The sequence below is a fragment of the Corallococcus sp. BB11-1 genome (assembly GCF_026626625.1).
Taxonomy (GTDB): domain Bacteria; phylum Myxococcota; class Myxococcia; order Myxococcales; family Myxococcaceae; genus Corallococcus; species Corallococcus soli.
The window spans coordinates 1-20,618 of the sequence record NZ_JAPNJY010000042.1; the positions used below are offsets into that span (position 1 = coordinate 1).

At 70.2% G+C, this 20,618-nt stretch carries 20 protein-coding genes and 1 pseudogene; 11 read left to right on the top strand and 10 right to left on the bottom strand.

Annotated elements, in window-relative coordinates:
- The 6 genes and pseudogenes from OV207_RS35680 to OV207_RS35705 all read right to left on the bottom strand — a co-directional run.
- Positions 1-368: pseudogene (locus OV207_RS35680) on the bottom strand (hypothetical protein); the annotation flags it as partial.
- Between the two features lie 81 nt (positions 369-449).
- Positions 450-1,763 carry a tail fiber domain-containing protein gene (locus tag OV207_RS35685; protein WP_267559589.1) on the bottom strand — a complete coding sequence of 438 codons (1,314 nt, stop codon included), beginning with the start codon at positions 1,761-1,763 and terminating at the stop codon, positions 450-452.
- A gap of 73 nt (positions 1,764-1,836) precedes the next feature.
- Positions 1,837-2,910 carry a DUF2804 domain-containing protein gene (locus OV207_RS35690; RefSeq protein WP_267559590.1) on the bottom strand — a complete coding sequence of 358 codons (1,074 nt, stop codon included), beginning with the start codon at positions 2,908-2,910 and terminating at the stop codon, positions 1,837-1,839.
- Between the two features lie 105 nt (positions 2,911-3,015).
- The gene (locus OV207_RS35695; RefSeq protein WP_193349583.1) at positions 3,016-4,188 is read right to left on the bottom strand and encodes an ABC transporter permease; all 1,173 of its coding nucleotides are present in this window, start codon (positions 4,186-4,188) and stop codon (positions 3,016-3,018) included.
- Positions 4,185-4,919, bottom strand: a complete 735-nt coding sequence (locus OV207_RS35700; protein WP_193349584.1) for an ATP-binding cassette domain-containing protein — start codon at positions 4,917-4,919, stop codon at positions 4,185-4,187. The genes OV207_RS35695 and OV207_RS35700 overlap by 4 nt, the downstream gene beginning before the upstream one ends.
- 10 nt (positions 4,920-4,929) lie before the next feature.
- Positions 4,930-6,483, bottom strand: coding sequence for an alpha/beta hydrolase (locus OV207_RS35705; RefSeq protein ID WP_420715291.1), 1,554 nt, complete (start codon positions 6,481-6,483; stop codon positions 4,930-4,932).
- A gap of 136 nt (positions 6,484-6,619) precedes the next feature.
- Here OV207_RS35705 and OV207_RS35710 point away from each other — a divergent pair, with 136 nt between their 5' ends.
- From OV207_RS35710 to OV207_RS35730, 5 genes are all read left to right on the top strand, one after another.
- The gene (locus OV207_RS35710) at positions 6,620-7,462 is read left to right on the top strand and encodes an LEA type 2 family protein (protein ID WP_193349585.1); all 843 of its coding nucleotides are present in this window, start codon (positions 6,620-6,622) and stop codon (positions 7,460-7,462) included.
- A 128-nt stretch (positions 7,463-7,590) separates the two neighbouring features.
- Complete coding sequence (gene panD / locus OV207_RS35715; RefSeq protein WP_267559591.1) at positions 7,591-7,983, top strand: aspartate 1-decarboxylase; 393 nt, start codon at positions 7,591-7,593, stop codon at positions 7,981-7,983.
- A gap of 113 nt (positions 7,984-8,096) precedes the next feature.
- A complete protein-coding gene (locus tag OV207_RS35720) occupies positions 8,097-8,537 on the top strand; it encodes a hypothetical protein (protein WP_193349587.1) in 441 nt (146 codons plus the stop codon).
- A 36-nt stretch (positions 8,538-8,573) separates the two neighbouring features.
- Complete coding sequence (locus OV207_RS35725) at positions 8,574-9,206, top strand: EcsC family protein (protein ID WP_193349588.1); 633 nt, start codon at positions 8,574-8,576, stop codon at positions 9,204-9,206.
- A gap of 28 nt (positions 9,207-9,234) precedes the next feature.
- Positions 9,235-10,251 carry a hypothetical protein gene (locus OV207_RS35730; protein ID WP_267559592.1) on the top strand — a complete coding sequence of 339 codons (1,017 nt, stop codon included), beginning with the start codon at positions 9,235-9,237 and terminating at the stop codon, positions 10,249-10,251.
- Positions 10,252-10,376: 125 nt separating this feature from the next.
- Here OV207_RS35730 and OV207_RS35735 read toward each other — a convergent pair whose 3' ends face one another.
- Positions 10,377-10,958 carry a HEAT repeat domain-containing protein gene (locus OV207_RS35735; RefSeq protein WP_267559593.1) on the bottom strand — a complete coding sequence of 194 codons (582 nt, stop codon included), beginning with the start codon at positions 10,956-10,958 and terminating at the stop codon, positions 10,377-10,379.
- A 1,095-nt stretch (positions 10,959-12,053) separates the two neighbouring features.
- Positions 12,054-12,722: a hypothetical protein gene (locus OV207_RS35740; protein WP_267559594.1), complete on the bottom strand. Its 669-nt coding sequence runs from the start codon at positions 12,720-12,722 to the stop codon at positions 12,054-12,056.
- Positions 12,723-13,004: 282 nt separating this feature from the next.
- On the opposite strand from OV207_RS35740, the gene OV207_RS35745 reads away from it, so the two are divergent.
- Positions 13,005-13,544 carry a MarR family winged helix-turn-helix transcriptional regulator gene (locus OV207_RS35745; protein WP_267559595.1) on the top strand — a complete coding sequence of 180 codons (540 nt, stop codon included), beginning with the start codon at positions 13,005-13,007 and terminating at the stop codon, positions 13,542-13,544.
- Positions 13,545-13,559: 15 nt separating this feature from the next.
- Here OV207_RS35745 and OV207_RS35750 read toward each other — a convergent pair whose 3' ends face one another.
- Both OV207_RS35750 and OV207_RS35755 read right to left on the bottom strand, forming a co-directional pair.
- Positions 13,560-15,269, bottom strand: coding sequence for a carboxypeptidase regulatory-like domain-containing protein (locus OV207_RS35750; protein WP_267559596.1), 1,710 nt, complete (start codon positions 15,267-15,269; stop codon positions 13,560-13,562).
- A gap of 6 nt (positions 15,270-15,275) precedes the next feature.
- The gene (locus OV207_RS35755; protein WP_267559671.1) at positions 15,276-16,112 is read right to left on the bottom strand and encodes an endonuclease/exonuclease/phosphatase family protein; all 837 of its coding nucleotides are present in this window, start codon (positions 16,110-16,112) and stop codon (positions 15,276-15,278) included.
- A gap of 241 nt (positions 16,113-16,353) precedes the next feature.
- On the opposite strand from OV207_RS35755, the gene OV207_RS35760 reads away from it, so the two are divergent.
- From OV207_RS35760 to OV207_RS35780, 5 genes are all read left to right on the top strand, one after another.
- Positions 16,354-17,049, top strand: a complete 696-nt coding sequence (locus OV207_RS35760) for a hypothetical protein (protein ID WP_267559597.1) — start codon at positions 16,354-16,356, stop codon at positions 17,047-17,049.
- 44 nt (positions 17,050-17,093) lie between these two features.
- The gene (locus OV207_RS35765) at positions 17,094-17,693 is read left to right on the top strand and encodes a hypothetical protein (protein WP_267559598.1); all 600 of its coding nucleotides are present in this window, start codon (positions 17,094-17,096) and stop codon (positions 17,691-17,693) included.
- Positions 17,694-17,822: 129 nt separating this feature from the next.
- Positions 17,823-18,479, top strand: coding sequence for a hypothetical protein (locus OV207_RS35770; RefSeq protein ID WP_267559599.1), 657 nt, complete (start codon positions 17,823-17,825; stop codon positions 18,477-18,479).
- Between the two features lie 130 nt (positions 18,480-18,609).
- On the top strand, positions 18,610-19,356 hold the full coding sequence (locus OV207_RS35775) for a putative metal-binding motif-containing protein (protein WP_267559600.1): 747 nt from the start codon (positions 18,610-18,612) through the stop codon (positions 19,354-19,356).
- Positions 19,357-19,541: 185 nt separating this feature from the next.
- Complete coding sequence (locus tag OV207_RS35780; RefSeq protein WP_267559601.1) at positions 19,542-20,534, top strand: Ig-like domain-containing protein; 993 nt, start codon at positions 19,542-19,544, stop codon at positions 20,532-20,534.
- Positions 20,535-20,618 lie beyond the last annotated feature (84 nt).

Genomic DNA, 20,618 nt, shown 5'->3' on the forward strand with positions numbered 1-20,618 from the left:
CTGCCCGCGGCGCTCCACTCGCGCGCGCCCAGCATGCCTGCCGCCACCAGCATCAACGCCGCCCACGGCAGGTCCAGGCCCCCGCCCACGAAGGGCAGCACCGGCACCAGCACCGCGGCGGACACGAGCCCCGCGCCCAGCAGCGGCAGCGAACCTCCAGGCAGTCGCTCGCGCAGCCGGGGGTCGTCCAGCACGCCCTGCACCGCGCGGCCCGCCGTGTCCGCGGCCTGCTGCGCCTTCTTCGCCACGTCATCCAGCACCGGGGAGTCGGGCGCGTCCCCGTCCCGCCGCACCTCCCGGCCGCAGTGGGGACACGTCCCTGGCGGCGGACCTTCAGCAAGCGGCTGACCACAGTGCGGACAGGACATGGCGCGAAGCCCCTCTCAAGGACAACCTGGAGCGCGGAAGCCAGCCCCCGCGCCCATTCCTTCAATGAACCCTAGCGCGCCTCAGGGCTTCGCGCCGCGCGCATGCACGGCCGCTTCCAGGCGGGACAGGCTGCGCTTCAGCTCCGCCAGCTCCGCCTTGAGCGTGTCCACCTCCGCGCTCTTCGCGCTCAGCTCCTGCGTGCGCCGCGCCAGCGCCTGGATGGCCACCATGTTCACCCCGTCGATGTCGAGCAACCCGATGCTCTTGTCATCCGGGCCCAGCCCGAAGGCCGCGCGGAAGTCCTGCGCCACCGGACCCATGTGCCGCACGCCGTCCGCCTCCGCCTTGTAGCGCCAGCTCTCCACCGGCATCGCGGCCACCTTCGCCAGGACCTCCTCGCCATCCACGCGGCGGAAGTCCTCCTTGGTGGCGCGGTCCGACGTGCAGCTGAACACGCCGGAGCCCGCGGGCAGGTCGCACCCGGTGCCCAGGTCGCTCCGGGTGCGCAGCCGCACGCCGCCCGCCGCCCGCACCATGAACTGGTTGGCCGCGGTGTTCGACACGGCCGTGGGGCTCTGGAGGGAGGCGTCGGCCCAGATGAACGAGCCCTCATAGCCCCCCGACGACGCCCGATATCCCAGCGCGGTGGAGTAGTCCGCGTTCGCCGCGACCCGGTAGCCCAGCGCCACCGAGCCCTGACCGCTGGATGTGTTGGTGTACCCCATCGACACGGAGGCGAACCCGCTCGCCACCGACGAGGCGCCCATCACGAACGAAGCCGTCCCCGGGGCCTTGTTGGCACTGCCCAGGCAGACCGCGACCGTGCCGGAGGCCTCGCACGCGTCGCCAAAGGCGAAGGTGCCGTAGCCGCGGGCCTGCGTCACGTTGCCACCCGCCCAGGAGAACTCACCGGTGCTGGCGTCATCCCACTGCGTCGTGGCGGAGCCCGCGCGGAAGGCGCCCTTGGCGGGGTACCACATCATCCGCATGCCCTCGCCTGACATGGGGATGGCGCCGACGTTCGCCGCGCCCCGCGCCAGCAGCCCGCCCGCCGAATCCACCGTGAGCAGCGGCAGCTTGTCCCAGGTCGGTTCACCGGCGCCGCCCGTGGTGTTGCGCACGAGCACCAGGGGCGTGGACGTCTCCGCGGGCGCGCTCACGTCCAGCGCCAGCTGCGTGGCCGCGGCCGGGGGCAGCAGCCGGGGATCATTGCCCTCCACCGCCGTGCCCGGGCCGTCGCCGTAGAGGACGCTCACCGCCTCGCCGTCCAGCTTCAGCCCCGTGCCCACCTGCCACCGCGGGTCTTGCGGGCCAGAGTCCCCGTCGGAGCCACATCCGCTCGCGACCACCCCGACGACACAGCCCAGCGCGATGACCCGTCCTCGAATCCACATGTGATGCTCTCCCGGTGAAGGTCTCTCACACTGGCAAAGCACCGGGTCCGAGTAAACCCAATGGGAGCAACACCTACCAGAGCATGTCCTGGTCCTCGCTGACGCCCGGGACGTTGGTGAGCGCCAGCTCGCGGCCGCCCACGCGCACGGTGCCCTCGAAGAAGCCCACGGGCTGGGCGAAGTGGCTCACGATGAGGCGCAGGTTGCGCTCCTCGCGGTGCACGTAGATGGGCTTGAAGCGCAGGTCCACCGCGCCGTCGTCCGTCGTCATGCGCCAGGGGTCCAGCAGCTCCTTCGTGTTGTATTCGAAGCGCGCGCGGCCCACCGGGTAGAGCCGGTCCCCCAGCCAGATGGCGTTCTCGTTGGCCTCGGTGACGCCCTCGTTGAAGCCCTCCACCAGGTTGATGCCCACGGGCGTGCCGTCCGGCAGCCGGCCCGCCGCGAAGGCCCACCGCCAGGCGGTGTGCCGCGCCAGGTAGCCCTGCGTGTAGTCCATGCCGCCCACGCCGCCGTCCAACCGGAAGCGCCTGCCGCCCGCCTCCAGGCTCCCGAAGGCCAGCAGGCCGCTGCGCTTCTGGGTGACGTTCACCAGCCCGTCCCCCGCCACCGGCGCGATGACGGTGAGCGCCGGCGGGCCGCCCGCCACCAGCAGGTCGCCCTTCCACTGGAACGTCTGGAGCGACTGCGTGCGCATGCGGCTGACGTCCACCTCCACCTGGTAGCGCTCGTCGGATTCGCCGCGCTTGACGGACATCTTGCCGCCCAGCGTGCGGAACGCCGCCGTCAGGCCCGCGCCCGGCTTGTCGCTCACCTCCGCGAGCGGCCCGGGCACGCCCAGGAAGCTCACGTCGCACAGGGGCTTCTTCTCCTGGAGGTCCACCGCCACCGCGAAGGCGTTGGCCGTGTAGCCCAGGTCCACCACCGCGAAGAGCGCCGCCACCTCCTGCGTGGCCACGAAGGTGTAGTGCCAGCGCTTGCGCTTGAGCAGGCGCGTGGTGCGCCCGGGGGCCCACTTCCCCAACAGGCGGGGCAGGTCCACTTCGGGCAGCTCCCCCTGGTACGTCCCGAACCGGGGCTCCCCCTGCGAGGAGGCCACCGAAGTCGGGGCGAAGGGCAGCAGGGCTTCGGCTTCTCGCTCAGGCTTCATCGCGCGTCATTGGACGGCACTTCGCCGCGCCTGTCACGCGAACAGGAGGACAACCGGCGCCCCCCGGACACTCGCGAGGGGCACCCGCCGTGACACGCCTGCCTGCTAGCTCCGGCCGAAGATGATGCGCTCGTGCGACAACAGCCGCGTGGTGAAGCGCAGGGCCAGCGCCGCCACCACCAGGCACGACAGCAGCGCGAGCAGGAAGGGCACCGGCCCCAGCGTCTCCCCGCGCATCACCTCCGCGGCGAGCATCTCCTGGCCCAGCACCGGCACCGCGAACATCCACGTCTGCGTCTGGATGGGCGACAGCGCCAGCATCATCCCCGGCAGCGTGGGCAGCACCATCAGGAGCGACAGGTACGTCTGCGCCTCCTTGAAGGAGCGGGCATACGTGGACACCCACATCTGCACCGCGGACGCGGCGAGCACCAGCGGCATCACCGCCGCCAGCATCCCCAGCGCGGCCTGCGCGTCGAAGCGGGCGCGCACGCCCAGGTCCTCCAGGGGCACGCGCTTGACCACCAGGAAGTAGCCCAGCAGACACAGCATCACGCCCGTGGCCGCCATGGCGCACGTGGCCAGCCACTTGCCCGCCACCACCGCGCCGCGCGGGGCGGGGTTGAGCAGCAGGGGCTCCAGCGAGCCGCGCTCGCGCTCCCCCGCCATGGTGTCGCTGGCCAGCTGCATGCCGCCCGCGAACGCCGCCATCACCAGGAACAGCGGGATGGTGGTGAGCACCGTGGCCGCGGTCTTCTCCGGGGTGGACAGGTCCAGCTCGTCCACGCGCACGGGCACCGCCAGCTCCGGCGCCACGCCGCGCGCGAACAGCCGCTGGCTGCCGGTCTGCTGCGAGTACACCGCCAGCATCCGCTGCGCGCGCTGCACGGAGTGGCGCGCCTTGTTGCGCGAGCTGTCCACCACCAGCCGCACCGCGGCGGTGCGCCCCTGCGCGAAGTCCTCCGCGTAGTCGTCCGGCACCACCAGCACCACGTCCAGCTTGCCGGCCTGCACCAGGGCCTCGTAGTCCTCCGGGGCCTCCGACAGCGTCGCGCCGTAGCGCTCCAGGAAGGCCATCAGGCTGGGCGCGTGCTCGCGGCCCACCACCGGCATCTCCAGCGGCCGGTCCTGCCGGTACCAGGAGGCCATCACGTTGAACATCACCAGGAACACGAGCGGGCCCAGCAGCGGCCACAGCAGCGCGGAGCCCAGCGTGCGCCGGTCACGCAGGTGGTCGAGCACCTCCTTGCGCAGCACCGTTCCCACGAGCCGCCTCATTCGCTCAACCCCTGCTCGCTGCCAATCACGCTCACGAACGCTTCCTCCAGGCTGTCCTTCCCGGTGCTCGCGCGCAGCGCGTCCGCCGTCCCGTCCGCCACCACCCGGCCCCGGGCCACCACCACGATGCGGTCACACAGCGCGGCCACCTCCTGCATGACGTGGCTGGAGAACACCACGCAGCAGCCCTGCCCCTTCAGCTTGCGCAGGAGCGTGCGCACCGACCGCGTGGCCATCACGTCCAGCCCGTTGGTGGGCTCGTCCAGCAGCACGTTGCGCGGCCCGTGCACCAGCGCGCGCGCCAGCGCCACCTTCACGCGCTCGCCCTGGCTGAAGCCCTCCGTGCGCCGGTCCGCGATGTCCTTCATGTCCAGCAGCTCCACCAGCTCCTCCACGCGCGCGTCCAGCGCCGCGCCGGACAGCCCGTGCAGCTCTCCGAAGTACCGGGCGTGTTCGCGCGCGGTCAGGCGCGGGTAGAGGCCGCGCGCGTCCGGCAGCACGCCCAGCGCGCGCCGGGCCACCTCCGGCTGCTTCGCCACGTCCACGCCGTCCACGGTGGCGGTGCCGCGGTCCGGGCGGATGAGCGTGTAGAGCATCCGCAGCGTCGTCGTCTTGCCGGCGCCGTTGGGGCCCAAGAGGCCGGTGATGACGCCGTCCTGCGCGGTGAACGTCACGTCCTCCACCGCCGTCACCGCGCCGAACTGCTTGTGCAGGTTCCTGGCTTCAATCATGGGCGCTGACCTACGGCACGGGGCCGGCGAAGGAGGTGAAGAAGGGCGGCCGCTTCAGGCCCTTGCCACAGTCGGGCGACAGGCCCTCCACGCCGCCGCGCGTGAGCACCTCCGCCATCAGCGAGCGCGCGCAGTCCGCGCCCACCGTGTTGTGCCCCAGCCCCGGCACCACCACGTGCAGGCTGCGCGACAGCGTGCGCTTCGCCTCCTCACCCCAGGCCGGCGGCGTCACCGGATCCAGCTCGCCGGACAGGAGCAGCGTGGGGATGTCCGACACCACCGGCTCGCGGAAGGCCTTCGGCACCGTGGACCCGGGCCACCGCGCGCACGCCTTCTTCACCTCCAGCGCCATGCGCGGGCCGAACCAGGTGCCCTTCGCCTCGCGCTCGGCGTCCGCCTCCGTGAAGAAGGGGGCGTCCTCCGCGCACACCACCGCCAGGAACATGCCCCGGCTGGTGGTGCGCGCCACCTCGTCCGTGAGGCCCAGCGACAGGGCGACGAAGGAGGTCCAGTCGTCCTTCGCCGCGCGGTCCAGCATCAGCGGCACCAGCGACGCGACCTCCGGGCTGTAGAGCAGCGAGAACAGCTCCGAGAGGAAGACGTGCCGGGTGAGCACGAAGTCCTCCGTCACGCCCGTGCGCGGGTGGGGCAGGCGCACCTTCGCGGGGGAGGCCTCCAGCCGCGCGAGCAGCGCCTCCGTGCGGGCGCGCAGGTCCGGGTACGCCGTGGCGCAGACGGCGTCCTTCGCGCACGCCTCCAGCAGCAGGTCCAGGGCGCGCTGGCCGTCGCGCGCGGCGTACAGCGGCAGGTACTGCCCCATGGGGGCCACGCCATCCAGGATGGCGGTGCGCACGCGCTCCGGGTGCTGGCGCATGTACACCAGCGCCGCGCGCGTCCCGTAGGACACGCCCCACAGGTTCACCTGCCCGTAGCCCAGCGCCGCGCGCACGTCGTCCAGGTCGTCCATGGCGATGGACGTGGTGTAGAGCCGCTCGTCCGCGTCCCAGCCCTTCCTGCACCGGGGCAGCACGTCCGCGTCGTCGCGGTCCGCGAAGCGCTCCGCCAGCGACACGCGCGACGGGTTGAGCGCGTCGCAGTCCAGCGGGTGCGAATCCCCCGTGCCCCGCTGGTCCACGAAGACGATGTCGCGTTGACGACGGATCCGCTCCAGCGCGGGGAGGATGCGCGTGCGCGAGGCCGCCTGCCCGGGGCCGCCCGCCAGGAAGAACAGCGGATCCGCCTTGGGCTGCGCCGCGAGCGCGGGCACCACCACCGCGCGCAGGGAGAGCTTGCGCCCCTTGGCCGCGGCCCGGTCCTCGAAGACCTCCAGCGTGCCGCACAGCGTCTGCGCGGCCACCCCGTCCAGGCGGCAGGGCTTCAGCGCCATGCGCCGCTCCGGGTTCGCGACGGCGCCCGCGCCGGCGGGGGCGGCCCCTTCCGACGACCGGGAGCAGGCGGCCAGCGCCAGCACGGCCAGGGCGAGCGGCGCCCACGGTCCACGCGGGCGCCCGGCGGGCACTCCCGGGGAGGTGGCGAGGGGGTGAGAGAAGATGCCACCTGTCACGGCGGGCCAACCTCCGGCACGGGGGAGTCCCTGGCCGCATACCACTGGTGTGCGCAAGGTGCATCCCTGGCGCCGAAGGCCGGAGCGTGAACGCGATTGAATCCCGCGCGGACCGGGTGCGTCCTCTGCTACGCCCATGCCCATGAAGAATCGCGCGTTCCTGGTTTTGTTCGCCCTCTCCATCACCATGCTCAGCGGCTGTGCCGCGCTCCAGAGCCTGCTCAACGGCGCCTTCAAGAAGCCCACGATGAAGTTCAAGACGGCGCGGCTGGCGAATGCGTCGTTGTCGGATGCCACGGTGGACCTGGTGTACGAGGTGGACAACCCCAACAGCCTGGGCCTGAAGCTGGCGTCGGTGGACTACGCCTTCTTCGTGGAGGGCAAGCAGCTGGTGGCGGGCAAGCCGCGAAACGGCATGAACCTCAAGTCCAACGGCAAGAGCGAGCTGGTGTTCCCGGCCAACGTGAAGTTCGCGGACATCGCGCCGGTGGTGACCACGTTCCTCAACAAGGACGCGGCGGCCTTCAAGGCCCAGGGCACGCTGGGCATCCAGACGCCGCTGGGCGTGCTGAAGTTCCCGCTGGAGAAGGAGGGCACGTTCCCGGTGCCCAAGATTCCCCAGGTGCAGTTCCAGTCCCCGCGCATCACCAACATCACGCTCAGTGGGGCCACGGTGGAGTTCCCCCTGTCCATCACCAACCGCAACAGCTTCCCCCTGCCGGTGGCGGGCATCACGGGCGCCCTCAAGGTGGCGGGCGCCAACGTGGGCAACCTCTCCACGGGCAACCTGGGCATGCTGGAAGGCAGCGGGACGAAGCAGGTGACGCTGCCGCTCACCATCAACTTCGCGAGCGCGGCGTCGGCGGCCATGGCCCTGCGCTCGGGCGGCAACGCGCAGGTGAGCATGACGGGCAACCTGACGTCGGACGCGCAGTCCGTGCCCCTGAACCTGAGCCAGCTGGTGAATTTCAAGAAATAGGAATCCGCGGCGCGTGCCCCGTCCTCCGGGGGGCTTGCAGGGGGGCGGGCGGTGCCAGGGACAGCGGAGAGGTTGTCGCCGGGCAGGGGAGCCGTTACGGTTGCGCCGCCTCCAGAGGGCCCCCCGCCATGCGCCGCATCCTCTTCAAGTCCAAGATCCACCGCGCGACGGTGACCCAGGCCGACCTCGACTACGAGGGCTCGGTGACCATCGACCGCGACCTGCTCCAGGCCGCGGACATCCTCCCCTTCGAGAAGGTCGCCGTGTGGAACGTCACGCGCGGCACCCGCCTGGAGACCTACGCGCTGGAGGGTCCGTCCGGCAGCGGCGTCATCTGCATCAACGGCGCGGCCGCGCACCTCAACCAGCCGGGCGACCTGGTCATCCTGGCCACCTTCGCGGAGGTCGAGGAGGCGGAGCTCGCCCAGTGGAAGCCCACGGTGGTGTTCGTGGACGAGAAGAACCGGGTGGTCCCCGGCATCACCGAGGAAATCCCCGGCCCCGCGCGCCGTATCGCCTGAGGACGGGCCCGGGGCCGGCTCCTTTTGCCGGCCTCCGTCCCGTCTGCCATGCTCGCGCCCCTCTAGCAGGCGTGGGGGCGTGGGCATCCCCCCGTCCCGGAGGTGGTGGCGCGATGAAGTGGACGTGGGCGGGCCTGCTGGCCCTGGCGTTGGTGGACGTGGGGTGCAGGTCGGCGGCGTACCAGAAGAACCCCAACGAGGAGGACGCGATGTCCTCGAACGTGCCGGTCTTCCCAGCGCCCGCGAAGCACCGCTGTGCCGCGCTGGGGAAGTCCTCGGTACGCAGCGGGTGCGACGACGCGCTCTACCTGGCCAGTGAGTACACGCGGCGCCTGTCGGTGGGCGACGAGGTGTGCCTGGAGGGCGGCTTCGGTGACGAGCCGGGCGCGGCATGCAAGGCGCGCGCGTCCGTCATCGACACGGGTCCCAACCGGGTGAAGGTGGAGATCCGCCAGGCGCGTCCGGACTCGCGGTGGTTCCAGTCGGAGATGCGGCACGCCTGGTACGAGGAGGGCGCGCTGGTGGACCTGTACCTGGCCGAGCGGGGTTACTAGACGACAGGCCGCGAGCGCGGCCCCAAGGAGGAGGACATGGCCTTCTACGACGGCGTGACGGAGCGGCTGGGCTTCATGAAGAAGCTCACCCCCGCGGAGCTGAAGAAGCTGGGCGCGATGCGCCTGTCGGACCTCATCCAACAGGAGGTGGGGCGGGCCAAGGTGCGCGTGGCGGCGCTGGAGAAGCGCTATCCGTCCGCGACCACCAAGGAGCTGGCGCAGCGGCTGGTGGACGAGAAGAAGAGCCTCGCGGGGATGGTGGGCGGGGTGAGCGGCGTGTTCGGGCTCATCTCCCTGCCGGCGGACCTGGTGTTCATGGCCTACCTGCAGATCATCCTGCTCACCGACGTGGCCACGCTCTACAAGGCGAACCTCAAGACGGACCGCGCGCGCGGAGAGCTGCTGGACCTGTTCGGCTACGCGAACGGGCTGGGGCCGCTGCACCGCTCCGGGCCGAAGGTGCTGGGGAAGCTGGCGGCGCTGCTGCTCGCCAAGGGCGGCATGAGCACGCTGGGCCGGGCCATGCCGCTGGTCGCGGCGCCCATCACCGCATACCTCAACAACCAGCACATCCAGATGGTGGGCGAGCAGGCCGTGCGCTTCTACGAGGGCTTCGACAAGGCCCACGCGAAGGCGAAGTCCGCGAAGCGCAAGGCGAGCGGGGAGTGACCTCCGAGCGCTGCGTTGGAGGCGTGGGATGACCTCGCAAGAGAGCAAGTCCGCCCCGGTGGACCGCGCCTCCACGCGCCTGGAGTTCGCGGACGTCCACGTCACGGAGAAAGGCCACATCGTGGTGCTCGCGGGCACGCCCCATCCGACGGCGGACTCCGGGCACGTGTCGGGCGACGACCCGCGGGACTTCGATGAGGGCATCGCCTGGAACCAGCCCTGGTCCGACACGGTGGGGCTGAAGGAGCCCTTCGAGCCCTCCTACGACGTGGACTTCAACCGGCTGCTGATCCACGACGGCCAGGGCTGGAGCCGGATCCGCCTCCCGAAGGAGCTGCCCTCCGGACGCGTGGCGCCGGTCCTTCAGGTCCTGGGCTTCTACTGGGGCCTGGCGGTCTTTGGCGCGTCCGCGGTCGCGCACCAGTACCCCTCCGGCGCATGGACCGCCGAGGAGGCCGCCGGCCCCCCTGGGCTCGACCTGGAGAACGGCGTCAAACACGAAGGCCTCAGCTACGTCATCTGCGCCACGCACGGCCTGGGGCAATTCGTGCCCACCAACAGGGGGCCTCTCTTCAAGCGGCTCAAGGCACAGCAAGAGAACCTCCGGGGATTCCACACCCATGAGGACACGCTCTTCGTCTTCGGGGACGGGGGACTCTGGGCACTCCAGGGCGAAGCGCTGGAGCCCCGTTACCTCACGCGGGCAGGGGTGCGCAGCGTCCACCCGGGTCCTGACGGCGGCCTCTACCTGGCCACCCACGAAGAGGTCCTCTTCCTGCCGGCCGGGAGTGACACGGCCACGCCCCTTCGGCTGCCCGAAGGCAGGTTGCGCTCGGTGGCGGCCTTCCAGGGGCACGTCTTCGTCGCTGTCGGTGCCCAGGTTATTCGCGTAGACCGGGCCCGGCACGAAGCGCTGGAAGTACCCACGCCCGCGCCGGGGTTCGCGAAGCTGAAGGTCACGGGCGGAAGGCTGTGGGCGGTGTTCCCGCACCATCTGGCCTTCTCGACGGATGGGAAGTCCTTTGAAGCGGTGGCCTTTCGCTGACGCGCGAAACGGTGACTGAAATCACCGCGTCCGAAGCGTGGGCATGACGGCGTCCCTCGAAGCCAATCTCCTCGGCGTCAATCCAGTCCAGCGCCCCACGGCTTTCCGACGTCGCGCCAAAGACGTCAGAGCCCATCCTTGAAGCGCTGCGAGTGCGCCCTCCCAATCCAATCAAGTGCCCGGGATGCCTCCTCGCCCACTGTACCGACCCACCCCGGCACCGGCGTCTGATCCGCCAACATCTCCTTCAGCACGGGAATGAGCGGGAGATGCCCGGTCGCGCCAAGTGTGTTGATGGCGCAGTAGCGAACCTCGGGCGAAGGGTCCTTCAGGGCAGCGAGCAGCGCCTTGATGGCGGCTTCAGCCTCCTTCGAATCCAACTTCACTTGATAGAACATATAGGACAGACCCTCCGCGGCCTGCCCCCGTACATTGGGGGCCTCCTGCGGGTCCGCGAGGATGCGAACCATGAGGTCCCACGTCCCGAGATCGGCGTGCCACGAGAGCGCATAGAGAATCCCATGCCTCGCATCCACATGACTCTCGACACTTAGCAACTCGAGCAGTCTCGATGTGGTCGTTCTATCCTCCGACAGGGCCTTGGCCGCTGGAACGATGACACTGCGGTCTGGTCCCTGAATGTCTTTGAGTGCAGACTCGCGCTGCTCTTGCGACAGCGGTTCAGACCGTGACATTTTGACTTCCATTTCTCAAACCAAGAAGGACTTCCCACCACGCGTTCCCGTGGCTCAGCGCGTGTGATTCTCGGCAGGCCTTCGGCTGGAGGCGCCCCATTCACTGCGTCCGAAGCGTGGGCATGCACATCGGAGGCTCCCCCTGCGCCGAGCCAACGCATTCAGACCCGGTAGGGCACTGCGGATATTGTTCACCACAGATTGACTCGCAGAGTCTCGCCACCTGGAATCTCGCCCACCACGGCTTGCTCCATGGAACCGGGCCTGGTTTCCAGAGTTGGCAGAACTGCGCGCCCTGATCACGCTCATTGGAGGCATGGCAATCCTCGGCGCTATAGCACTCACCATAGGTCCCCGTGAGCAGCCAGGTGCTCCCGGCAACGAGGACCGAGAGCACAACGGCTCCGCCGAGCATCGGCCTGTTGCGACCGCCCATTCGCCTCCCGGGTGATGCGAGCACAATCATTCCTTCTCTTGGTGTTGGATGCCTCCAGTCCCGCCGTCAGCGCGTTCGGGACAGAACTCATCCCTCAAAGCTGAAGGAGGACATTCACATGCCGATGAAACCGTGGGCAGTTCCTGGCATCCAGGAAGAAGGTCGTTGAAGCGATCGTCTCTCGTGGACCGATGGCATCCCGTGCTGATCGTCCACACAAACGCCATCCAGAATAGTCGAACCATTTGCTTCCTTACGAGAAACGGCTGCGGCACTGGGGCGGGCAGCGGACTCAATCCATCCACCAGAATGGGCGATTCTCGATTCGCCACTCCGACCGACCGGGCGAACATATCGGAAGCTCACCATGAGGCGAGTGAGGGCATGCAGCTCCAGAAGGGCACCGCGGATATCCTTTGCCACAGAGCGTCTCGCAGGTTCTCACCGCCTGGAATTTCGCCCACCACGGCTTGTCCAATGGAACTGGGCCGGGTCCCCATACATGGCAGAACCGAGGAGCCCCACCGCAATCCTCGGCGGCAAAGCACTCACCGTAGGTCCCCGTGAGCAGCCAGGTGCTCCCGGCAACGAGGACCGAGAGCACCACGGCTCCGCCGAACATCCACCTATTGCGGCTGCCCATTCGCCCTCCCGGCGCCCATGCCGGCCTCTCAGTCGTAGTACACGAAGTGCTGTGTGCCTCGAACGAGGCGCTCGTCGTCCAAGATCACCATGAACACTTCGTACGAATCCGTCGGCTCCAGGGGTTCGGAGTAGCGCATCGTCACTTTCGTACCTGCCGGGACGATGTACTTCGGCTTGCCCATCCGCCGCACTACCTCATCGGCGGTCTTGCCCCACAGTGACTCCAGGGCGCCCTCTTGAGCCGAGCGAACCCCCTGCACTACGCCGCTCATGAAGTAGAGACATGCCGCCTCCGACGGCGACGAGAGCCGTCGGTCGATCCATCGTTCAGGTTGGGCAGTGGCTTGGTTCTCGAAGCACCACTCTTCAGGTGTCTCTTCGGAGTAGGTCGCAAGAGGCTTCCCCAACCGTTGCGCCACTTCCGCTTCGGTTTCGCCAGCACGGATGTCTTGGAACGCGACCTCGGAGAATCCATCGGCGATCTTGGTTTGCGGGCGCGTCATCCACACCACGACCAGCACGAACACCGAAGTCAGAGTGATGACACCCGCGAGCATCCAAAGGAGCATTCTTTTCATGGTGTCGAAGTGTTTGGAGGCCAGCCTACCGGTGGCTGCGTCCCAGGTGGGTGGTGCATGGGCTTGCCCAGCCATCATAGCCAACAAGTACCGTGGGTGGCCGAAGAGGAGGTCCACGCGGCACAGCGTCTCCGAGAGGACGCTCAGCGATTGGCGCGGCAACTTCGTCGGTAGCCGTGGGCAAGTCTTGCCCCCTCGTACTTTTCGACCGTCCCCCCTCCTCCAGAGGAGAGAAGGCAACTTTTAGGCCCCTTCACAGAGGGAAAATCACCGTGTCCGGACCCGACCGATATGTCCGTCACGTATCCACGTTGAGGCCCATGCGGGCAAATGCCCGCGGAAACCCAGGACAGGGCTGGCGTGACCGGACGCCAGCCCCTTCGCGGGATGGAGGGGTGGATGACGGAGCTCTCGGTGGATGTGCGCGTGCAGGTGGCTCGGTTGCGGAACCTCCTGGTCGATGCGGCCCGTTGTGGCGCCCTGGCCAGTCCCCTGGCGTCCCTGCCGCATCCCCGCTGGGAGCCCCTGGAGCTCCAGGCCCTGTGGTGGCTGCGCGCGGAGTGTCTGCTGCCGGTGGGGGTGCTCGCGCACCGTTTGGGTGGACTCGCCATGCCCCGCCTGAGCCGGCTGGTGGACCGGCTGGAGCAAGGGGGGCTCGTGCGCCGCGAACGTTCGGTGCGGCATGACCGCCGGCGCGTGCGCGTGCGCCTCACCGACGCGGGCCGCGCGGTCGCGGAGGAGACGGACGCGCTGGTGCAGGAGCGCATGGCGCGGCTGCTGTCCCCGCTCCAGGGGGAGACGCGCAGCGCCCTGGTGGACATCCTGGAGCTGTGGGTGGAAACGCTGGGCGCCCAGGCGCGCGCCGCCGGGGAAGAGGAAGAGGAGAACACCGCGCCGACCCTCGTCCCCGACGAGGTTCTAACGGCCTCGGCCGCCTGACGAAGGCCCGCAGGCCTACAGCTTCACTTCGAGGACGCCCGAGCGACGGCACGCCTCCGTGCCCTCGCCCTCCCAGTCCGCATGGCCCTCCGCCTGCACTTGTACCTGGAGCCGTTCGGAGCGCACCGGCCCCAGGGACCACCGTCCATCCGTGAGCGTCTCTCCGCGCACGGGTGGCATCGAGCGTCCTCCACCGTCGGCCGTCACCAGGGCCCCCGCCACGGGACGCCCCTGCTGCGTGACAAGCACCTCACAGGAAGGGGCCGGAGCCTCTTCCGCCGCGAGCCTCACCTCGACGTCCGCGGCCTCCGCGGCCGCATGCGCGACGGTGCTCGGGCGCAGCGCATACGGCGAGGACGCGATCATGACGCGGTACGTGCCGGGCTCCAGCAGGGACACCGCGACGCCGTCTCCCTCCGGAATGAACTCCTGCGCGGGCACGTCGCTCCAGGCGCCACGCGCATCGCGACGCTGGAGCAGGTACACCGGATAGGGAGGCCGGGCCCGCGCTTGAAGCTGGGCCCGCGTGAAGCCATCCATCCGCAACACCAGCCACCGGTACACCGGCAGGCGCCACACCACCTCCGCCGTCCCGGCCGTCTCCGCCGTCGGCGTGAAGGTGAAGTCTCCCTGCGATGGCGCCACCGGCCGTCCCGATGCCCCTTCCTCCCGCCACAGCGTGAAGCGTGACGCGCGCCACGTCGGCACGTCCGGCACCGTGAAGCGTCCATCCGCCGCCACCTCCACCTCCCGCCCGTCTTCCGTGCGCAACACCGCCGGCCCCGCGGACCGGGACGTGTCGCCCAGCAGCACCCGGCCCCGCAGGGCGACAGTGCGGCCCACGCCTTCGGGGAACAGCCGCGCCACGTCCAGCGTCACCGTGCCCACGGTGCCTTCGCGCAGCGGCACGTCCACCGGGCCCCCTTCCCTTCCCGACGGCGCACGCAACCACAGGCGCACCGCCCGGTCCGGAGGCAGCGGCGCCAGCACCGTGTCGCCCTCCTTCCCGAGCGGCATCGGCAGACCGTCCCGGAGCGCCCCCATCAACTCCGGCGCCACCAGCCGCAGCACCTCCAGCAGGGCACTGGCCCGCTCCGCGTCCACCGGATCCACGTCGCGCTCGATGCGCACGGAGAACGCCCCTGCGACGTCCCTCGCACCGGCCAACCTCACGCGCACGCCCGTGGGCCGCGTCGCCCGCAGCACTCCTGCGTCCAGCAATCCTGATCCAGGAGGCGAGGCCGGCACGAGGTCGCCCCACCAGAACGTCCCATCCGGCTCGAACGCGACCAACTGGTAGCGCGGCGCTGACGGCACCTCCACCGGACCCAGCACCCCACCCCGCGCGGAGGCGGTGACGGGCGCCGTCACCCACCCACGCACGTTGGCCAGGTCCTCCAGCCGCGAGGGCCCCGCGTGCGCCCCCCTCTCCCGCCCCTGCTCCCACCACCGCAGATCCTCATCGGAGATGAACGCCGCGCCCACGCGCGCCTCTCCCGTGAACGGCTGCGTGCCCTCCAGCGTCGCTCGCAGCCACAGGCCCGCGTCCGCCACCTCCCGCGCCTCCACGGCAGACACGACGTCACGCACGCCCGCGTCCGCGACCTCCACGGACACGGACGGCACCCGGACGGGAGAGACGCCGGGCCTGCGGGACGCGGCCCACCACGCGGCCAGGAGCACCGCGCCCAGGAGCATCCCGGTCAGGACCTGCTTCCAGCGCATGGAGCCTCAGTCCGTGTCGCTGTTGGAATACAGGGACACCCACACCGGCGCGTGGTCCGACAGCCGGGTGACGTAGTCCTTCATGTTCGCGATGTAGTCGCGGCCCGTGCTGGAGAACTCCGTCACGTAGGTGTCCTGCCACCAGAAGTGGTCATACGCGTTGGCGAACCCCCCGGTCGAATTGATGGTGGTGGGCGTGTCCAGCTTGCACGTCACCGCGGGCGACACCGCCTTCAACTCACTCCACGCCGCATGGGTGCAAGCCATGTTGTGGTCGCCCAGCAGGATGACGTCCTGGTCGGTGCCGCTCGCGGCCTGCACCGACGCGAACACCGCGTCGATGGCCTGCGCCTCCAACTTGCGGTCCGCCGCCACGCCCCACACCGTGTGCCAGTTGAGGAACGTGTAGTCCGCGCCCGTGGGGACGTGCCGCACCTTCACCACCTGCGGCTCCCGCTCGAACAGGTCCCCCGCGTCGCTCCACACCGTGGAGGACAGCAGCGACACCGTGTCCGTCCGGTACAGCACCGCGTACGACTCCTTGTAGGACGAACGCCCGATGAGCGGCGTCACCACCGCCGTCCACGCCACGCCCGACACCTGCGTCAGGTTCTGCGCGATGGCCTGCGCCGCCGCCGCGTTCATCACCTCCTGGAGGAACACCAGGTCACAGCCGTTGTTCGCCGTGCTGCCCGAACCGAACTGGCTCCAGAGCTGCCGCGCGTCATCCAGGTAGGTCTGCTCCGCCGCCCACCCCTCGTGGCGGAGGTTCCAGCTCACCACCCGCAGGTAGGAGCCCGCCCGCGACAGCGCGGGGAGCATCAGCACGGTCAACACCAGCACACGCGACAAGAAGGACGACCCTCTCATTCGACGGCACCTCGGGCCTGCGGGGAGGACGGCCACCCCATCTTCCGCAAGCCCGGCCCCCAGGGACAGCAAACCTTCGACGGAATGGAGGTCACATGACCATGACCCTTAAATGCAACTTGATTGCATATGGATCATGATGGCATTTATTGCGGGCCCCCGCTGGAAGGCGGGTCGGCGCGCGCACCGCCACGGGTGCGTCCGGAGGGGTCCAATGAACCGCATCGTCTGGGGCGTCGGAGGCACGGGGGTGGCGCTGGCGTGTCTGGCGCTCGGCTGGCTCCACCGCCCCGTGGAGATTTCCGCCGTCGCGGTTCCCGTCCCGCCCGCCGTCGCGCGTCAAACACCGGTGGAGCCCGCGCCGCGCCCCGTGGCCGTCGTCCGGCCCGCGCCGACACGGGAGCCCGTGGCCGTCGTGTCCGCTCCGGAACCGGAACCATCCCCGGAGGCGGTCCTGGAATCGGCGCTGAAGGTCCAGGGGCCGCCCCAGCCGGAGCTGCGCGACCGCGCGCGTCGTGCGCTGCCGGACACCCGCGTGCGGCTGGTGAAGGCCCTGCGCGCGGACCATGCGAGCCCCCAGGCCCGCCGCGACGCGGTGCTCGCGGAGCTCACCGCGTCCGGTGACAGCGCGGAGCCGTGGACGCAGGACGCCCGCGCCGCGCTGGACTCGTGGCGCTCCCGCATCCACCAGGACGTGCGGCCCGTCCAGGCGGAGGCGCCCCACTGCTACGCCGCCGGCTGCGTCTCGCGCGTCACCTTCCCGGACGAGGCGTCCTTCCGCGACGCCTGGAAGCGCGCGTCCAGCCTCGCCCCCAGCGCGCACAGCGCCCACCTCCAGCTCCCGCCCGAGCGCCTGCCCTCGGGCGAGGTGCGCGTCCCGTGGCTCGTCCTGCGCCCGGACCGCTCCTGAGCCCCGCCCTCACACCCCGCAGTACCCACACCAAGGAGCCCCCCATGATGAAGCACCTGTCCACCCATGCACTCGCCGCCGCCAGCGCGGTCCTCCTGCTCGCCGGTTGCGGCGCCACCGAGGAGCAGACCGCTCCGGAGGCGGTGGCCCCCGTCACCCAGCAGTCGGAGCTGCTCGCCGCCTGCCAGGACACGGAGGAGCTGGCGGAGGCCGCCGAGCACTCCTGCCACCACGCCGAATACGGTCCCTTCGAGTCCGTCACCGCGGCGCAGTTCGGCGGTCCGTCCTTCGTGGACGTGAGCGCGGCGCACACCGCGTACAACGTCACCCTCCCGGCCATCGCCTACCAGCAGTGGACGCTGGGCTACGCGGGCTCCGTCATCTTCACGCCCGAGGAGTCCACCGAGTACGCCTTCCTCACCTCCGGCTACCGCGCCGTGCGCATCGTCAACGCGGCCACCAACGAGGAGGTCGGCCAGGAGTGCCGCTACAACGTCCCGGAGGAGGTCTGCGGCAGCCTGCGCACCGCCGTCACCGCGGACCTGGAGGGCGGCATCGACTACCGCGTGGACTTCGTGGCCGTCGTCCCCCAGGCCGCCACCTTCCTGCTCATCATCGAGGAGATCGGCCACGGCGGCCACTAGGAGCAACCCCCTCCTGAGCGCCTGACCGGAGGCCCGGGCCGCCCTCGCGCGGCCCGGGCCTTCCCAACATCCGAAAACTTCTGTATCCAAGTTGCATCTACAGCAGGATTCCAGCCTGGAGCCCCTCCCGTGCGCATCCCGTTCCGTGCCCTCCTCCTGACCGGCTGCATCGCGGCGCTGACCGCCTGCGGCGGCGACTCCCAGCCCGACGGCGGCACGCCGACTCCGGACGGCGGGGCCCAGGGACAGACCGACCCGTGTGAGCCCAACGGTCACATCCACCGGGAGGCGGAGGGTGACTGGTGCCACTGCGACCGGGGCTACCTGGCCAGCGAGCAGGGCCTGTCGTGCGTGGTGGATCCGGACTACGTCCCGCGCGAAGGCTTCGACTTCGGGGACAACGGCGAGCACGCCTGCTTCCACGTCGCCAATGGCCCCTTCTCCACCGTCACCGCGTCCCCCGACCGGCAGCCGCGCGTGGACGACTTCCACACGCACTACACCGTCCAACTGCGCCCGGAGAACGGCGCGTCCGTGGGCACGTTCAACTTCAAGGCGTGGGCCACCGGCGACTTCGTCCTCTACCTGAGCACCCCGGACGTCGCCGTCACCGTGAAGGAGGGCGAGCGCGTCCTGGCGCCCGTCGCCACCCGGGCCACCGGCCCCTTCTGCGACGGCTTGAAGCACATGGTCGGCTACGAGCTGACCGACAAGGTCCAATACACCGTCTCCTTCGGACCCACCGCGCTCACGCAGTTGGGGCTCGTCATCGAGCACCTCCAGTGAGCCAGCCCGGAATCCGCCAGGCCGTTATTGCAACTGAGTTACCTTTGCGGCATGACTGGGACACCGGGTGCACGCCGGCGGCACGCGCCGCATGGCGCCCCGCGCCCGGCATCCCGAAAGGAAACACCCCATGATGAAGACGAAGCGCATCGCGCTGAGCGCGCTGTTGTCGCTCGGCCTGGCGGCCTGCGGCCCGATGGAAGAGCCGGAGTCCACCTTCGAGGCCCAGGACTCGCAGGAACTGGAGGCCGGCTGCACGTCGATGGGCACGGGCATCACCTCGCACGCGTGCACCCACGCCAGCAACCCCCTGGACGAGGTGGCCATCACGGCGAGCGCCACGCGCACCACCAGCGCGCCCTCCATCAGCACCAAGCACAAGGCCTACGAGCTCACGCTGCCGTCCGGCGCGGAGGGCTCGGTGACGTACGTGCCGGCGACGACGGGCTCCTACGCGTTCTACCGGACCCAGAGCGTGCCCATCACCGTCATCAACGGCGCCACCAGCGCCACGGTGGCCTCGGCGCTGACGCACGCCGTGTCGGCCTCCGGCTGCTCGCTCACGACCGTGAACGTCTATGACCTGACGGCGGGCACGACGTACATCGTCGCGACGGGGCCGGCGACCGGCAACGCCCTCACGGTGGTGCCGGAGTTCCTCAACGACTCGCGCACCCGCTACTACCGGGACGCGGACGGCGACGGGTATGGCAACAACGCCACGTCCGTCTACACCGCGTGCACGCCGCCCTCCGGCTACACGACGCAGCGCTTTGACTGCAATGACACGCCGGGCTCCGGCGTGAGCATCAACCCCGGCGCCACCGAGGTGTGTGGCAACGGCATCGACGACAACTGCGACGGGTCGCAGTGCTAGCGCGCTGAGCGCCTGTCCGTGTCCGTGTCCGGACACCGGGCGCGGTTCGGCGCCGGTGCACCGGACACGCTTCAACCGCTGACGCGGGCCCTCCCCCGGGCCTGCTCCCACGCCGGAGCATCTCCCTCGGAAGGGTGCTCCGGCGTGGGCCCTTCCTCCGTGACTCCCCCTGAAGGAACCCTCCGATGCGCCTCCGCTCCGCTGCCCTCCTGTTCGCCACCTGCGCCGCGCTCGCGCTGCCCGGCTGTGATGACGACGAGCCCCCCCTCATCACGCCGGACGCCGGCACCTCCGCGGACGCGGGCACCGACGCCGGCATCGGCACCGACGCGGGAGCGGACCCCGACGCCGGCACCCTGCCGACGTCCAGCGCCACCGTCACCACCTCGGATCCCGCCGAGGGCGCCACGGACGTCTATCCGCTGGAGATGTACCTGGACGCGTCCGGGGAGAAGCCGGTCATCGCCTTCCGCAAGGTGCTCTCGCTCACCTTCAGCGAGCCCATGGACCCCACCCTCGCCCAGGTGACGCTGCGTGACCGCACGGACGCCACGGCGCCGGCCCGCGTGCTCACCGGGAGCTGGTCCCCGGATGCGCGCACGCTGACCGTCACCGTGCCCCGCCCCCAGGACGTCAACCGGCCGCTGGAGGCCGCCACGCGCTACACCGTGGAGCTGACCGCGCTGAAGGACGCGGCCGGACACGCCTGGGAGCCTGGCACGTCGGGCCTGGGCGACGGCGCGCTGGACTTCACCACCGGCGAGCGCGACCCGGCGCTGGAGCACGCGTGCGCGCACACGCTCGTGAACGTGCCGGAGGCCGTCACCGCGGGCCGGACGCCCTTCGACTTCCCGCCCGACACGCACACCGGCCACGCGCTCTATGACGTCACCCTGCGCTCCGGCGAGGCAGGCTTCGGAGGCTACACGTCCTTCATCTCCGACCCGGAGAACACCGAACACGTCACGCTCTACCTGAACCAGGAGGTGGCCACGAAGGTCACCAACGACACGGCGGGCGGAGCGGACGTGCCGTCGGTGCTCGCGCCCACGCGGTTCGTCTGTGGCGCCATCACCCACACGCTGAGCTTCACGGCCGAACCGGGCGACCAGTTCTACCTGCTGCAGTTCGGGCCGGTGCCGGCGGAGAAGATTCAGTTCGTGCTGGAGCGTGAATAGTCAGACACGTCCAGCAGGGAGGGGCGCACGTCCACCAGGACAAGATCGCCCTCCCTGGCGGCCCGATGCCGTGGAAGGGGGGCC

Excerpts from the sequence above, each read along its gene's own strand:
- OV207_RS35685 (WP_267559589.1), bottom strand. The coding sequence starts at position 1,763 with ATGTGGATTCGAGGACGGGTCATCGCGCTGGGCTGTGTCGTCGGGGTG.
- OV207_RS35690 (WP_267559590.1), bottom strand. The coding sequence starts at position 2,910 with ATGAAGCCTGAGCGAGAAGCCGAAGCCCTGCTGCCCTTCGCCCCGACT.
- OV207_RS35695 (WP_193349583.1), bottom strand. The coding sequence starts at position 4,188 with ATGAGGCGGCTCGTGGGAACGGTGCTGCGCAAGGAGGTGCTCGACCAC.
- OV207_RS35700 (WP_193349584.1), bottom strand. The coding sequence starts at position 4,919 with ATGATTGAAGCCAGGAACCTGCACAAGCAGTTCGGCGCGGTGACGGCG.
- OV207_RS35710 (WP_193349585.1), top strand. The coding sequence starts at position 6,620 with ATGCCCATGAAGAATCGCGCGTTCCTGGTTTTGTTCGCCCTCTCCATC.
- panD (WP_267559591.1), top strand. The coding sequence starts at position 7,591 with ATGCGCCGCATCCTCTTCAAGTCCAAGATCCACCGCGCGACGGTGACC.
- OV207_RS35720 (WP_193349587.1), top strand. The coding sequence starts at position 8,097 with ATGAAGTGGACGTGGGCGGGCCTGCTGGCCCTGGCGTTGGTGGACGTG.
- OV207_RS35725 (WP_193349588.1), top strand. The coding sequence starts at position 8,574 with ATGGCCTTCTACGACGGCGTGACGGAGCGGCTGGGCTTCATGAAGAAG.
- OV207_RS35730 (WP_267559592.1), top strand. The coding sequence starts at position 9,235 with ATGACCTCGCAAGAGAGCAAGTCCGCCCCGGTGGACCGCGCCTCCACG.
- OV207_RS35735 (WP_267559593.1), bottom strand. The coding sequence starts at position 10,958 with ATGGAAGTCAAAATGTCACGGTCTGAACCGCTGTCGCAAGAGCAGCGC.
- OV207_RS35745 (WP_267559595.1), top strand. The coding sequence starts at position 13,005 with ATGACGGAGCTCTCGGTGGATGTGCGCGTGCAGGTGGCTCGGTTGCGG.
- OV207_RS35750 (WP_267559596.1), bottom strand. The coding sequence starts at position 15,269 with ATGCGCTGGAAGCAGGTCCTGACCGGGATGCTCCTGGGCGCGGTGCTC.
- OV207_RS35760 (WP_267559597.1), top strand. The coding sequence starts at position 16,354 with ATGAACCGCATCGTCTGGGGCGTCGGAGGCACGGGGGTGGCGCTGGCG.
- OV207_RS35765 (WP_267559598.1), top strand. The coding sequence starts at position 17,094 with ATGATGAAGCACCTGTCCACCCATGCACTCGCCGCCGCCAGCGCGGTC.
- OV207_RS35775 (WP_267559600.1), top strand. The coding sequence starts at position 18,610 with ATGATGAAGACGAAGCGCATCGCGCTGAGCGCGCTGTTGTCGCTCGGC.
- OV207_RS35780 (WP_267559601.1), top strand. The coding sequence starts at position 19,542 with ATGCGCCTCCGCTCCGCTGCCCTCCTGTTCGCCACCTGCGCCGCGCTC.